The sequence below is a fragment of the Streptomyces sp. CB02366 genome, from assembly GCF_001905905.1.
In the GTDB taxonomy this organism is placed as follows: Bacteria; Actinomycetota; Actinomycetes; order Streptomycetales; family Streptomycetaceae; genus Streptomyces.
In genome coordinates, this window is the sequence record NZ_LIVT01000001.1 from 27,583 (window position 1) to 42,412 (window position 14,830).

General features: G+C 72.3%; 7 protein-coding genes and 1 pseudogene. 6 read left to right on the forward strand and 2 right to left on the reverse strand.

Features of this window, described 5'->3' with window-relative positions:
* The first annotated feature begins 55 nt into the window (after positions 1-55).
* A complete protein-coding gene (locus AMK24_RS00110) occupies positions 56-1,987 on the forward strand; it encodes an ABC transporter ATP-binding protein (protein WP_079190379.1) in 1,932 nt (643 codons plus the stop codon).
* Positions 1,984-3,864, forward strand: coding sequence for an ABC transporter ATP-binding protein (locus AMK24_RS00115; protein ID WP_073763660.1), 1,881 nt, complete (start codon positions 1,984-1,986; stop codon positions 3,862-3,864). The genes AMK24_RS00110 and AMK24_RS00115 overlap by 4 nt, the downstream gene beginning before the upstream one ends.
* Before the next feature lie 131 nt (positions 3,865-3,995).
* Here the strand turns inward: AMK24_RS00115 and AMK24_RS00120 are convergent, their stop codons facing one another.
* Entirely contained in the window at positions 3,996-4,511 is a 516-nt protein-coding gene (locus tag AMK24_RS00120; protein WP_073763662.1) for a GNAT family N-acetyltransferase, read from the reverse strand.
* A gap of 297 nt (positions 4,512-4,808) precedes the next feature.
* Here AMK24_RS00120 and AMK24_RS34475 point away from each other — a divergent pair.
* Positions 4,809-4,970, forward strand: a pseudogene (locus tag AMK24_RS34475) (TetR/AcrR family transcriptional regulator); the annotation flags it as partial.
* Positions 4,971-5,352: 382 nt separating this feature from the next.
* Entirely contained in the window at positions 5,353-7,392 is a 2,040-nt protein-coding gene (locus tag AMK24_RS00130) for a M4 family metallopeptidase (protein WP_073763664.1), read from the forward strand.
* 142 nt (positions 7,393-7,534) lie between these two features.
* On the opposite strand, the gene glgP is transcribed toward AMK24_RS00130, so the two are convergent.
* Entirely contained in the window at positions 7,535-10,204 is a 2,670-nt protein-coding gene (gene glgP / locus AMK24_RS00135) for an alpha-glucan family phosphorylase (protein WP_073765535.1), read from the reverse strand.
* A 729-nt stretch (positions 10,205-10,933) separates the two neighbouring features.
* On the opposite strand from glgP, the gene AMK24_RS00140 reads away from it, so the two are divergent.
* Both AMK24_RS00140 and treS read left to right on the forward strand, forming a co-directional pair.
* The gene (locus tag AMK24_RS00140) at positions 10,934-12,952 is read left to right on the forward strand and encodes an alpha-1,4-glucan--maltose-1-phosphate maltosyltransferase (RefSeq protein WP_073763666.1); all 2,019 of its coding nucleotides are present in this window, start codon (positions 10,934-10,936) and stop codon (positions 12,950-12,952) included.
* The gene (gene treS, locus AMK24_RS00145) at positions 12,949-14,655 is read left to right on the forward strand and encodes a maltose alpha-D-glucosyltransferase (protein ID WP_073763668.1); all 1,707 of its coding nucleotides are present in this window, start codon (positions 12,949-12,951) and stop codon (positions 14,653-14,655) included. The genes AMK24_RS00140 and treS overlap by 4 nt, the downstream gene beginning before the upstream one ends.
* Positions 14,656-14,830: the final 175 nt, after the last annotated feature.

Genomic DNA, 14,830 nt, shown 5'->3' on the forward strand with positions numbered 1-14,830 from the left:
GTCCGGCCGAAATCCACAGGACCGATGACAGGGGTGAAACGTAAGGTCGGCCCTGATGCCCGAAAAACCTGCAGAGCGCACGGACCGGTCCGCCGTGCGCTCCCTCCTGCGCCTGTGGCCCTATGTCCGACCCGTGCGGGTGCGCCTGTTCACGGCCGCCTTCGTGGCGATCCTGGCGTCCTGTCTGAGCCTGGTGATACCGCTGGTCCTGAAGTGGATGGTGGACGGCCCCGTGGCCGACCGCGATCCGGGCGGGGTGTGGCTGGGGGCGCTGTACCTGCTGCTTCTCGGCATCGCCGAGGCCCTGCTGTTCGGGTTCCGGCGGTGGCTGGTGGCGCGTCCGCTGGCCGGGGTCGAGGCGTCGATGCGGGCGGACCTCTACCGCCGTCTGCAACGGCTGCCGGTCGCGTTCCACGACCGCTGGGCCTCGGGCCAGCTGCTGTCGCGCGGGACGACGGACCTGATGCTGCTGCGGATGTTCCTGGCGTTCCCGTTGACCTTCCTGGTCGTCAACACGGCCACGATCCTCGTCGGGTTCGTCCTCCTGTTCGCCCAGGACTGGACGCTCGGCCTGGTGCTGCTGGCCCCCGCCGTGCCGCTGGTGATCCTGTGCTCGCTGTTCGAGACGAAGTACTCGGTCGTCGCGCGGCGGGCCCAGGACCAGGTCGGCGACCTGACCACCGTCGTCGAGGAGAGCGTGCTCGGCATCCGCATCGTCAAGGGCTTCGGCCGCCACCGCAGCCAGGCGCGGGCGTTCACGGCGCTGTCGCACCGGTTGCGCACCACCGAGCTGGGGAAGGCCCGGCTGCTCGCCGGGATCTGGGGGCTGATCACCTCGATCCCGGAGCTGGCGATCGGCGCCGCGCTGGTGCTCGGCACGATCCAGGTGGCGGACGGCTCGCTGTCGGCCGGCACGCTGGTGGCGTTCCTCTCCACGGCGCTCGCGCTGCGCTGGCCCGTGGAGTCGATCGGCTTCCTGCTGGCGATGAGCCAGGAGTCCGCGACCGCCACCGACCGGTACTTCGAGGTGATGGACGTGGCGGAGGAGCCCGGGGCCGTGACGGGGCGCGAGGACGCTCCGGCCACCGGTCCCGGGATGGTGTTCGAGGGGGTCGAGTTCCGCTACCCGGACGCCGATCCGGACTCCCCGCCGGTCCTGGCCGGGATCGATCTGCACATCCGGCCCGGTGAGACCGTGGCCCTGGTCGGGGGCACGGGATCGGGCAAGACGACGCTGACCGCCCTGGTGCCCCGGCTGCACGAGGTGACCGGGGGGCGGATCACGCTGGACGGCGAGGACATCGCCACCATGGAGCGCTCGCACCTGCGTGAGCTGGTGTCGGTGGCGTTCGAGGAGCCGACGCTGTTCTCCGCGACGGTCGGGGAGAACGTGACGATGGGCGCCGCCGACGCGGACGAGCGGCAGGTGCGCCGGGCGCTGTCGGTGGCCCAGGCCGACTTCGTGCACGACCTGCCCCGGGGGCTGGACACGGAGGTCGGCGAACAGGGGCTGAGCCTGTCCGGCGGCCAGCGCCAGCGCCTGGCGCTGGCCCGCGCGGTGGTCGGCGAGCCCCGGTTCCTGGTGCTGGACGATCCGCTGTCCGCGCTGGACGTCCACACGGAGACGCTGGTGGAGGCCGCGCTGCGGCGGGTCCTGGAACGGACGACGGCGGTGGTGGTGGCGCACCGCCCCTCCACCGTGATGCTGGCCGACCGGGTGGCGCTGCTGTCCGGCGGCCGGATCGCCGCGGTCGGCACCCATCAGGAGCTGATGCGGGACAACGCGGAGTACGCCTGGCTGATGTCGGGCGCCGGGGACGGCGGCCCGGAGCGTACGGAACGGGCCTGCGAAGGAACCGGGGCCGCCGGGGACGCCGGCCGGTCGCCGGGCGACGAGGACGCCGGTCCCCCCGGTCGGCGGCCGGACGACGAGGAAGAGCGGGGCGCCGAACGGCAGGTTCCCGCCGAGGAGGGCAGCTCCCGATGACCACGACCACCGACGACGCCTCGCTCCCGGCCGCCGACGACGACCGCCTGCGGAAGGAGCCGCCCGCGCCCGGACCGCCGCCGTCCGACGACCCGTTCGACCGGGACGAGCTGCCCGCCCCGCCCGGGGCCACCCTGGCGCTGCTGTTCTCGCTGCTGGCCCCGATGCGCGGCCGGGTCGCGGTGACGGCGCTGCTCCTGGTGGTGCAGCAGGCCGCGATGCAGGCGGGTCCGCTGCTGGTGGCGTACGCGATCGACCGGGGGGTTCCGGCGTTCCGGGACCACGACCACGGGCCGCTGATCGCGGTCGCGGTCGGCTACGCGCTGTGCTCCGTCGGCGCGGGCGCCCTCCAGTACGCCTTCATCCGGGCCGCCGCCCGGATCAACCAGGACGTGCTGCTCGACCTGCGCGGCCGGATCTTCCGGCACGCCCAGGCCCTCAGCATCGACTTCCACGAGCGCTACACCTCGGGCCGGCTGATCTCGCGCTCCACGACGGACGTGGAGTCGCTGCGGGAGCTGCTGAACGAGGGGCTCCAGGAACTGATCGGCGTGGTCCTGTCGTTCGTGTCGATCGCCCTGGTGCTGCTCTGGCTGGACCCGGGCATCGGCGCGATCGCCGCGCTCTCCTTCGTGCCGCTGTACCTGATGGTCCGCCTCTACCGGCGGCGGGCGTCCGTCGCGTTCGCGGCGCGGTCCACGGCGATCGCGGCGGTCATCGTGAAGTTCGCGGAGACGATGAACGGCATCCGTCCGGTCCAGGCGTTCCGCCGGGAGCGGAGCAACGACGCCGCCTTCACCGTGCTGAACACCCGTCACGAGCGGGCGAACGGCGACGCCATACTGGAGATGGCGCGCTACGTCACCGGCTCCCGGCTCATCGCGAACACGGCGGTGGCCGGCATGGTGCTCTGGGGCGCCTGGCGGGTGGCGGACGGCACGCTGGCGCTCGGGGTGCTGGCGGCGGCGGTGCTGTACATCAGGCGGCTGTACGACCCGATCGACCGGCTCGGGATGTTCCTCAACTCCTACGAGTCGGCGGCGGCTTCGCTCGCGAAGGTCGCCGGTCTGCTGGCCCAGACGCCGAACGTGCCGGAGACCGACCGCCCCCGGAAACTGCCGCCGCGCTCCGGGGACCTGCCGGGCCGGGAGGTCGTCTTCGACGGGGTGCGGTTCGCCTACCGCACGGGCGGCGAGGTGCTGCCCGCGTTCGACCTGCGCATCCCGGCGGGCCGTACGGTGGCGGTGGTCGGCTCGACGGGCGCGGGCAAGTCCACGCTGGCGAAGCTGCTGGCCCGGTTCTACGACCCGACCGAGGGGCGGGTCCTGCTGGACGGCACGGACCTGCGCGACCTGGACACGGCCGAGCTGCGCCGGGGCGTGGTGATGGTGACGCAGGAGGCGTTCCTGTTCTCCGGGACGGTCGCGGAGAACATCGCGATCGGCCGCCCGGACGCCACCCGTGAGGAGATCGAACAGGCCGCCCGGGCCATCGGCGCGCACGATTTCATCGCCGCCCTGCCGGACGGCTACGACACCGACGTACGCAAGCGCGGCGGCCGGATCTCGGCGGGGCAGCGGCAGTTGGTGGCCTTCGCCCGCGCCCTGCTTGCCGATCCGGCGGTGCTGATCCTGGACGAGGCGACCAGCTCCCTGGACGTCCCCGGCGAGCGGGCGGTCCAGAAGGCCATGGACACGGTGCTGCACGGCCGTACGGCGGTGGTCATCGCCCACCGGCTCTCCACCGTGGAGATCGCGGACCGGGTGCTGGTGATGGAGCACGGCCGGATCGTGGAGGACGGGGCCCCCGCCGAACTGATCGCCGGTACGGGCCGGTTCGCGGATCTGCACCGGACGTGGAGGGAGAGTCTGAGCTGAGGGGCGGGCCTGCCGCCGTACGAGCGGCGCGGGTCCCGCGCGTTCGCGGGCGTGGGGAACCCGCCGTGTTCCGGCGGGCGACGCGCCGGCCCGTCGCCCCCGTGCGACGGGCCGGCCGGTTTCCGGGTCCGTCAGACGCCGAAGGGCGCCGGGTAGCGGATGACGCCCCGCAGGGCGGGGGCGGCGGGGTCCAGGGCGAGAACCATCATGGCTTCGTCGGGCACCTCGAAGGGCGGGTGGACGCCGTGGTTCGAGGCCGGGGTGAACCCGAAGCGCGGGTAGTAGCCGGGGTGCCCCAGGCAGGTGACGAGGTTCTCGCCGCGGGCACGGGCGGCGTCCAGGGCGGCGCGGATCGCGGCGGACCCCGCTCCCGTCCTCTGGTGGGCGGGGAGCACCGCGCACGGGCCGAGCACGAGAGCGGGGCCGTCGCCGATGTGGCAGCGGGTCAGCAGCGCGAAGCCCGCGACGGCGCCGTCCGGGGTCTGCGCCACCAGGGAGAGGCCGTCGATCCAGGCGGGGTCGGCGCGCAGGGCGTCGACCAGGTCGGCCTCCAGCGGGGTCGGGAACGCGGCGAGGTTGACCGCGCGGATCGCGGCGATGTCGGCGGCGGTCTCGGGGCGGGTGGTCCAGGCGAGGGGAGTGTCCATGGGGAGAGTCTGGTCCGTTCCACGGGGGTACGGGGAGCCGGGGCCCCAGTGGTGCGGTCGTACGCCGCCGCTCGCGGCAGCGCCGGACGCGCCCGTGGCCTCCTGCGGAACACGCGCCCAGCGGGTGCGCGGACGCGGGGAGACGTGAACGCGGCGAAGGCGGGGCGCGGCGGGTGGATGCCGGCGGGATGCGAACCCGCGGACGAGAGAGGGCAGGTCCGTCCCTGCCTCGCCGAGTCGCCACGAGGGGGACCTCCCCCGCGGCGATCGCCCTGGACCGCCCGGCCACGGCATCGCACCCCGCAGCGGGCGGCCGTCGTCACGCTCGCCCCGCAGGCGGCCGTCCCGCACCTGCTGACGAACGGGCCCGGCACCCTCGCGGCGGCGGGGCTGGAGGACCCGGACCGCTTCGTCCGCGACCTCCTGGACACGGTGTACCCGCCGGGAGCGGCCGGCTGAGCGGCCTCCCGCCCCGGTCCGATTCCGTCGGACCGGCGCATTCCGGCGCGCGAATCTGGCCAGAACCCGCCACCGTCTCACCAGGCGGTCACCCCGCCCCCCGCCGGCCGCGCCGCCGCGGCGGCCCGTGGGCGCGAAACCTGTGACCACCCTGTGAATGCCGGGCCGCGCAACGCCCGGTAACACTGCGGCAATGATCGGTGAAACGTCCGCTTAACGAACACGACCTTTCCGGCAACGAACGAAAACCGGCCAACTTGTTGACGCGCTCCTGACAGGTGCGGTCATCTGCTGACACTCTTCACCCCGTTCTGCGCACCGCCTGCACCGTCCGGACGGCCCGTCCAGGCCGCCCGGTACCCCCCTCGCAGAAGGAGTCCGCGTGAGATCCACGCCCAGCCGTCGCGCCACCGCGACCGGCGCTCTGATCGCCGCCGCAGCCCTCATAGCCGTCGCCGTCCCGTCCGGCGCCGCGACCGCCACCCCCGCCGCGACCCCGTTCGGCGGCGTCACCGCCGGCACGAAGGCCGACCCGGGCGCCCTGCCCGCCAAGCTCTCCCCCGCCCAGCGCGCGGAGCTGCTCCGCGAGGCCGACGCCGCCAAGGCGGCCACCGCCAAGGAACTCGGCCTCGGCTCCACGGAGAAGCTCGTGGTCCGCGACGTCGTCCAGGACCGCGACGGCACGACGCACACCCGCTACGAGCGCACCCTGGGCGGGCTCCCCGTCCTCGGCGGCGACCTCGTGGTCAAGGAGTCCCCGGCCGGGAGGACCGAGGGCGTCAGCAAGGCGTCGAAGGCGACCGGCGCGCAGCTGAAGGCCGTCGGCCTCACCGCCGACGTGGCCCCGGCCGCCGCCGAGAAGCAGGCGCTCGGCGCGGCGAAGGCCGAGGGCTCGACGGCGAAGAAGGCGGCCCAGGCCCCGCGCAAGGTGATCTGGCTGGGCGGCGGCTCCCCGCAGCTCGCGTACGAGACCGTGGTCGGCGGACTCCAGCACGACGGCACCCCGAACGAGCTGCACGTCCTCACCGACGCCACCTCGGGCGAGAAGCTCTACGAGTGGCAGGCCGTCCACAACGGCACGGGCAACACGCAGTACAACGGCCAGGTCACCCTGGGCACCGCGCCCTCGTACACCCTGACCGACACCACGCGCGGCAACCACAAGACGTACAACCTGAACCGGGGCAGCTCCGGCACCGGCACCCTGTTCTCCGGCCCGGACGACGTCTGGGGCGACGGCACTCCGCAGAACGCCGAGACGGCCGGCGCGGACGCCCACTACGGCGCGGCCGAGACCTGGGACTACTACAAGAACGTGCACGGCCGCAACGGCATCCGCGGTGACGGCGTCGGCGCGTACTCCCGCGTCCACTACGGCAACAACTACGTCAACGCGTTCTGGCAGGACAGCTGCTTCTGCATGACGTACGGCGACGGCGACGGCAACGTCAAGCCGCTGACCTCCCTGGACGTGGCCGCCCACGAGATGACGCACGGCCTGACCTCGGTCACGGCCAAGCTCGTCTACAGCGGCGAGTCCGGCGGTCTCAACGAGGCCACCTCCGACATCTTCGCCGCGGGCGTGGAGTTCTACTCCAACACCACCGCGGACCCGGGCGACTACCTGGTCGGCGAGAAGATCGACATCCGCGGCAACGGCACCCCGCTGCGCTACATGGACAAGCCCTCCAAGGACGGCTCGTCCAAGGACGCCTGGTACTCGGGCATCGGCAACGTCGACGTCCACTACTCCTCGGGGCCGGCGAACCACTGGTTCTACCTGCTCTCCGAGGGCAGCGGCGTCAAGACCGTCAACGGCGTCACCTACGACTCGCCGACCTCCGACAACCTCCCGGTGACCGGCATCGGCCGGGACAAGGCGCTGCAGATCTGGTTCAAGGCGCTCACCACGAAGTTCACCTCGACGACCAACTACGCCGCCGCCCGCACCGGCACGCTCGCGGTCGCCGGTGAGCTGTACGGGACGACCAGCCCCGAGTACGCGGCCGTGGCCCACGCCTGGGCCGGCGTCAACGTGGGCGCCCGCCCCGGCGGCGGAAACCCGGACCCGGGCGGCAAGGTGTTCGAGAACAACACCCCCGTGACCATCCCGGACGCCGGTGCGGCCGTCACCAGCGCGGTCACCGTCTCCGGTGTCACCGGCAACGCGCCGAGCACCCTCAAGGCGGACGTGAACATCACCCACACCTGGCGCGGTGACCTGGTCATCGACCTGGTGGCCCCGGACGGCACCGCCTACCGGCTGAAGAACTCCTCCTCCGGCGACTCCGCGGACAACGTGGTGGCGACCTACACGGTCAACGCCTCGTCCGAGGTGGCCAACGGGGTCTGGAAGCTGAAGGTCCAGGACATCGCCAGCCAGGACACCGGCCGGATCAACAGCTTCAAGCTCACCTTCTGATCCCCACCCCGCAGGGCCGAGCGGCCCGGCGGGGAGGGAGCACAGACGGAACGGCCCGGGAGGAGTCCGCCCCCTCCCGGGCCGTTCGCCATGCCGGGCCGCCCGCGGCGCACCGGCGGTGCGGGCGGCGCGGAACGCCCGCTCAGCGCATCAGCACGCCCGCGCCCTCCCGCGCCGCCTCGGCCGGCAGCGCGACCAGCCCCAGTTCGGCGCCGGTGGCCAGCAGCGGGTGGGCGGGCAGGACGCGCACGGTGTAGCCGTAGGGTCCCGTCCGGTCCAGCGCGAGCGGGCCCTCGAACAGCCAGCGGTCCTCCAGGTCCTGGCCTCCCGCCGGCTTCAGCGGGAAGACCTGGGCGTCCGCGATCGCGTCCCCGGAGTCGACCCGGCCCGCCACCACCTGGACCTCCACGTCGTCCGGGTCGAGCCCGCCGAGGGCGATCCGCGCCCGCAGCGCCAGGGTGGCCCCCAGCTCCGCCGAACCGCACTCGGCGGTGTCGGTCACCGACTCCACGTGGTCGACCGAGACGCCCCGCCACGCCGCGTGGACCTTGGCCTTCCAGGCGGCGAGATCCCGCGCGGCGGCGGGCTCCAGGGCCCGCCGGGACCGGGCGGCGGGGGCGTACAGCCGCTCCACGTACTCGCGGACCATCCGCCCCGCGAGCACCTTCGGCCCCAGGTTGACCAGAGTGGAGCGGACCATCTCGATCCAGCGGTCCGGCAGCCCCTCGGCCCCCCGGTCGTAGAAGCGCGGGGCGACCCGGTCCTCGATCAGGGCGTACAGGGCGTTCGCCTCCAGCTCGTCCCGGCGGTCCTCGTCGACCGCGGAGCCGTCCGCGGTCGGGATCTCCCAGCCGAAGTCCGGGTCGAACCACTCGTCCCACCAGCCGTCGCGCACCGACAGGTTGAGGCAGCCGTTCAGCGCCGCCTTCATCCCGCTCGTGCCGCACGCCTCCAGCGGGCGCAGCGGGTTGTTGAGCCAGACGTCGCAGCCGGGGTAGAGCTTCTGCGCCATGCCCATGCCGTAGTCCGGGAGGAAGACGATGCGGTGGCGTACGCGCGGGTCGTCCGCGAACCGCACCAGCTCCTGCACCAGCCGCTTCCCTCCGTCGTCGGCGGGGTGGGCCTTGCCCGCGACGACGATCTGGATCGGGTGCGTGGGGTGCAGCAGCAGCGCCCGCAGCCGGTCGCGGTCGCGGAGCATGAGCGTGAGCCGCTTGTAGGAGGGGACGCGGCGGGCGAAGCCGATGGTCAGGACGTCCGGGTCGAGGACGCCGTCGATCCAGCCCAGCTCGGCGGTGCCCGCCCCGCGCCTGCGCCAGGAGGCGTAGAGGCGGCGGCGGACCTCGGTGACCAGTTGGCCGCGCAGGTCCCGGCGGAGGTCCCAGATCTCCTGGTCGCCGATGCCGCTCACCGCGTCCCAGCGGCGGGGCGTGGAGCCGGAGGCGGATGACCCGCCGGCCACCGGGCCGCCGGCCAGCACCTGGTGGGCGCGGTCCTCGCCGACCTGGCCGGCGCCGAGCCGGAACACCTCGGGGGCGACCCAGGTCGGGGCGTGGACGCCGTTGGTGACGGAGGTGATCGGCACCTCGGCGGCGTCGAAGCCCGGCCAGAGCCCGGAGAACATCTCCCGGCTGACCGCCCCGTGCAGGGTGGAGACGCCGTTGGCGCGCTGAGCCAGCCTGAGGCCCATCACGGCCATGTTGAACAGCTCGGGCTCGCCGCCGGGGTAGGTCTCGGTGCCCAGCCCGAGGACCTTCTCGACGGGCACGCCGGGCAGTTCGCCGTCGTCGCCGAAGTGGCGGGCGACGAGCCCCCGGTCGAAACGGTCTATCCCGGCGGGCACCGGGGTGTGGGTGGTGAACACGGTCCCGGCCCGGACCACTTCGAGCGCGGCGTCGAAGTCGAGCCCGTGGGCGGACAGTTCGCGGATGCGCTCCAGTCCGAGGAAGCCGGCGTGGCCCTCGTTGGTGTGGAACACCTCCGGTTCGGGGGTGTCGGTGAGGCGGCACCAGATGCGGACGGCCCGCACCCCGCCGATGCCGAGGAGCATCTCCTGGAGGAGGCGGTGGTCGCTGCCGCCGCCGTACAGCCGGTCGGTGACGTCGCGTTCGCCGGGGGCGTTCTCCTCGACGTCGGAGTCGAGCAGGAGCAGCGGCACGCGGCCGACCCGGGCGAGCCAGATACAGGCGTGCAGCGAGCGGCCGCCGGGCAGGGCGAGGACGACGCGCGCCGGGGCGCCGTCCGCCTCGCGGACGAGGTCGAGCGGGAGTTCATTGGGGTCGAGGACGGGATAGTGCTCCTGCTGCCAGCCGTCGCGCGAGAGGGTCTGGCGGAAGTAGCCGTGGCTGTAGAGGAGTCCGACGCCGATGAGCGGGACGCCGAGGTCGCTGGCGGCCTTGAGGTGGTCGCCGGCCAGGATGCCGAGGCCCCCGCTGTACTGGGGCAGTGCGGCGGTGACGCCGAACTCGGGCGAGAAGTAGGCGACGGCCCGGGGGAGTTCGGCTCCGGCGGCCCGCTGTTCCTGGTACCAGCGGGGGCCTTCCAGGTACTCCGTCAGGTCGGCGGAGGCCGCGGCGAGGCGGCCGAGGTACTCCTCGTCCCCGGCCAGTTCGGCGAGCCGCCCGGCGGACAGCGAGCCGAGCAGGCGTACGGGGTCGGCGTCCGCGGGCCGCCAGCCCTCGGGATCGGTGGACCGGAAGAGCTCACGGGTCTCGGTGTGCCAGGACCAGCGCAGGTTGCGCGCGAGGTCGTGGAGGGGTCGGAGGGGTTCGGGGAGGACAGGACGCACGGTGAATCGACGAATGGCCTTCACGTACTCCACCTTTACAGGGGACTTGCGCATCCGAGGGGACGCACCACGGTGTGCGCCCCTTCCGTCACCCCTGACGGTAGCGGCCGTCCGTGGCGGCCTGCCACGGCGCGCGGACGGCTCACCGGGTCCGGCCCGCCCCTCCGCGCGCCTCCCCGCGAGCCCGTGCGGAAGGCGCGCGAAGGCCGCCGCCGTTGTTCCCCGGCCGCCCCATCCGCCCCGTCCATGCTCCCCCGCCACTCCGCTCACCTGTGGGTTTGGCCGATTCACCCCCGTACGCAGCCTTGTGGACCTCACGGGCACAGGGAAGGCTGCCGTGTGGCGCCGCAGAGCGGGTATCCGGAACCCGTGGGGGCGCTTCGGGGCCCCCGCACCCACCGGGGGCGTGCGCGCCGCGCGCGGTGGAGCCCGGCCCCCGGGTGGGAACCGAGGGGTCCGTCCGGCGCCGGATTTCCCCCTCGCGGAGGCGGGGAAGGCTTTCCCGGTACCCGGCGCCACCCGGAGAGCACACGTTCTCCGCGCGTCCCGAAACATGCGCGAAACCCCCGCGACCCACCCATTCGAGTGCCATTCGAGTGAACGCGGACAGGAGCGGCCATGCCCACAGCCCGTCAACGGCCAGCTGAGCAAGTACAAAGGACAGATCCCCGTCTTCGCGGCACACGCGGTCGGTCCCCCGCCCGCGTGCCGTCCCCCGTGCACGCAGAGCTCCTCCAGCCCTCAGGTGATTCCATGATCGGTCGTATTCCCGTCCTGGACGTCCGTCCTCTCGTCGACTGCGGCAGACGGGCGGCGAAGGCCGTCGTCGGTGAGACCTTCCAGGTCAGCGCCACCGTCTTCCGCGAAGGCCATGACGCGGTGGCCGCCAACGTCGTGCTGCGCGATCCGGGCGGGCGGGTCGGCCCGTGGACCCCGATGCGCGAGCTGGCGCCGGGCACGGACCGCTGGGGGGCGGACGTCACCCCGGACTCCGAGGGCCGCTGGACGTACACGGTGGAGGCGTGGAGCGATCCGGTCACCACCTGGCGCCGCCACGCCGAGATCAAGATTCCGGCGGGCATCGACACCGACCTGGTGCTGGCGGAGGGCGCGGCGCTGCTGGAGCGGGCCGCCGCGGGCGTGCCGAAGAAGCACGGCCGCGAGGCGGTGCTGGCCGCGGTGGACGCGCTGCGCGACGCCGCGCATCCGGCCGGGTCCCGGCTGGCGGCTGCGCTGACCCCGGCGGCCGAGGCGGTCCTCTCCCGGTATCCGCTGCGCGAACTGGTCACCCGCTCCAAGCCGCTGGCGGTCCGGGTGGAGCGCGAGCGGGCGCTGTTCGGGTCGTGGTACGAGCTGTTCCCCCGCTCCGAGGGGGCGAAGCGGGTGCCGGTGGACCCGGCCGACACCTCGCCCGACGCGCCGACCCGGCTGGTCAGCGGCACGTTCCGGACGGCGGCCGAGCGGCTGCCCGCCGTCGCCGCCATGGGGTTCGACGTGGTGTACCTGCCGCCGATCCACCCGATCGGGACGACCCACCGCAAGGGGCCGAACAACAGTCTGACGGCCGGGGAGCACGACCCGGGGGTGCCGTGGGCGATCGGCTCGGCGGACGGCGGGCACGACGCGGTCCACCCGGAGCTGGGCACGCTGGAGGACTTCGACCACTTCGTGTCGGTGGCCCGCACTCTGCGGATGGAGATCGCGCTGGACTTCGCGCTCCAGTGCTCGCCGGACCACCCGTGGGTCCAGGAGCACCCCGACTGGTTCCACCACCGGCTCGACGGATCGATCGCGTACGCCGAGAACCCGCCGAAGAAGTACCAGGACATCTATCCGATCGCCTTCGACAAGGACATGCGCGGCCTGGTGGCGGAGACCGTACGGATCCTGCGCTTCTGGATGGAGCGCGGGGTGCGGATCTTCCGGGTCGACAACCCGCACACCAAGCCGGTGGTGTTCTGGGAGAAGGTCATCGAGGAGATCAACGGCGCCGACCCCGACGTCGTCTTCCTGGCGGAGGCGTTCACCCGCCCCGCGATGATGCGCACCCTGGGCGCGATCGGCTTCCAGCAGTCGTACACGTACTTCACCTGGCGCAACTCCCGGCAGGAGCTGACGGAGTACGTCACGGAGCTGGCCGGGGGCGCCGCCGCCTCCATGCGGCCCAACTTCTTCGTGAACACCCCCGACATCCTCCCCGGATACCTCCAGGAGGGCGGCCGCCCGGCCTTCGAGGCGCGGGCGGTGCTGGCCGCGACGCTGTCCCCCTCGTGGGGCGTGTACGCGGGGTTCGAGCTGTGCGAGAACACCCCGGCCAAGCCGGGGAGCGAGGAGTACCTGAACTCGGAGAAGTACGAACTGCGTCCGAGGGACTGGGAGGCGGCGGAACGCGAAGGCCGCACGCTGACCCCCCTGATCACCTCGCTGAACCGGATCCGCCGGCGCAACCCCGCTCTGCGGCAGCTGCGCGACGTCCACTTCCACCACGCCGACAACGAAGCGCTGATCGTCTACAGCAAGCGTTCCGGATCGAACACCGTTCTGGTGATCGTGAACCTCGACCCGCACCACACCCAGGAGGCCACGGTCTCGTTGGACATGGAGCGGCTCGGCCTTTCCCCGCACGAGCGCGTACCGGTGCGCGACGAGCTCACCGGCGATACCTACCACTGGGGCAGGACCTTCTATGTGCGCCTCGAGCCGGGCGTCACGCCCGCGCACATCGCGGTCCTGCGACCGTCCCCGCCGACCGGAGGGTCACCCACACCATGATCGTCAATGAGCCCGTCCCCGACACGTTCGAGGACACCCCAGCCAAGGACCGCGATCCCGACTGGTTCAAGCGCGCCGTCTTCTACGAGGTGCTCGTCCGGTCCTTCCAGGACTCCAACGGCGACGGAATCGGCGACCTCAAGGGCATCACCGCCAAGCTGGACTACCTCCAGTGGCTCGGCGTCGACTGCCTCTGGCTGCCGCCGTTCTTCAAGTCGCCGCTGCGCGACGGGGGCTACGACGTCTCCGACTACACCGCCGTGCTGCCGGAGTTCGGCGACCTCGCCGACTTCGTGGAGTTCGTGGACGCCGCGCACCAGCGCGGCATGCGCGTCATCATCGACTTCGTCATGAACCACACGAGCGATCAGCACGAGTGGTTCCAGCAGTCCCGCACCGATCCGGACGGGCCGTACGGCGACTACTACGTCTGGGCCGACGACGACAAGCAGTTCCAGGACGCCCGGATCATCTTCGTGGACACGGAGACGTCCAACTGGACCTTCGACCCGGTGCGCAAGCAGTACTACTGGCACCGCTTCTTCTCCCACCAGCCCGACCTCAACTACGAGAACCCGGCGGTCCAGGAGGAGATCCTGGCGGCCCTGCGGTTCTGGCTGGACCTGGGCATCGACGGCTTCCGGGTCGACGCGGTGCCCTACCTCTACCAGCGCGAGGGCACCAACTGCGAGAACCTGCCCGAGACCCACAACTTCCTCAAGCGGGTCCGCAAGGAGATCGACGCCAACTACCCGGACACCGTGCTCCTCGCCGAGGCCAACCAGTGGCCGGAGGACGTCGTCGACTACTTCGGCGACTACGCGTCCGGCGGCGACGAGTGCCACATGGCGTTCCACTTCCCCGTCATGCCGCGCATCTTCATGGCGGTGCGCCGCGAGAGCCGCTACCCGGTCTCCGAGATCCTGGCGAAGACCCCGGCGATCCCGAAGAACTGCCAGTGGGGCATCTTCCTGCGCAACCACGACGAGTTGACGCTCGAAATGGTCACGGACGAAGAGCGCGACTACATGTACGCGGAGTACGCCAAGGATCCGCGGATGCGGGCCAACATCGGCATCCGCCGGCGGCTCGCCCCGCTGCTCGACAACGACCGCAACCAGATCGAGCTGTTCACCGCGCTGCTGCTGTCGCTGCCCGGCTCCCCGATCCTCTACTACGGGGACGAGATCGGGATGGGCGACAACATCTGGCTGGGCGACCGGGACGCGGTGCGCACCCCGATGCAGTGGACGCCCGACCGCAACGCCGGTTTCTCCTCCAGCGATCCGGGGCGGCTCTACCTCCCCACGATCATGGACCCGGTCTACGGCTACCAGGTCACCAACGTCGAGGCGTCGATGGCGTCGCCGTCCTCGCTGCTGCACTGGACCCGCCGCATGATCGAGATCCGGAAGCAGAATCCGGCCTTCGGCCTGGGCGAGTACACCGAACTGCCCTCGTCCAACCCGGCGGTGCTGGCGTTCACCCGCGAGTACCAGGACGACCTCGTGCTGTGCGTGCACAACTTCTCGCGGTTCGCGCAGCCGACCGAGCTGGACCTGCGGTCGTTCAACGGACGCCATCCGGTCGAGCTGATCGGCGGGGTGCGCTTCCCCGCCATCGGCCAGTGGCCGTACCTGCTGACCCTTGCGGGACACGGCTTCTACTGGTTCCGGCTGCGCAAGGACGCGCCGCCGGCCTGATGTTCCGCCCACCCCGTGCGGGACGGTTTCCTCCGTTCCGCACGGGGCACTCTGAGCGAAACGGAGGACCCGCCGAAGGGCCTTCGGAAGCTTCACGGTTCCGCCGTTCGAGTCCGTACGGACCCTCCTCTCCCGACACGTCCCGCACAGCCGGACAGCCATTGCCGCAATCCGG

What these genes read in the sequence shown, in the direction of transcription:
- AMK24_RS00115 (WP_073763660.1), top strand. Translation starts at nt 1,984, where the DNA reads ATGACCACGACCACCGACGACGCCTCGCTCCCGGCCGCCGACGACGAC.
- AMK24_RS00110 (WP_079190379.1), top strand. Translation starts at nt 56, where the DNA reads ATGCCCGAAAAACCTGCAGAGCGCACGGACCGGTCCGCCGTGCGCTCC.
- AMK24_RS00120 (WP_073763662.1), bottom strand. Translation starts at nt 4,511, where the DNA reads ATGGACACTCCCCTCGCCTGGACCACCCGCCCCGAGACCGCCGCCGAC.
- AMK24_RS00140 (WP_073763666.1), top strand. Translation starts at nt 10,934, where the DNA reads ATGATCGGTCGTATTCCCGTCCTGGACGTCCGTCCTCTCGTCGACTGC.
- treS (WP_073763668.1), top strand. Translation starts at nt 12,949, where the DNA reads ATGATCGTCAATGAGCCCGTCCCCGACACGTTCGAGGACACCCCAGCC.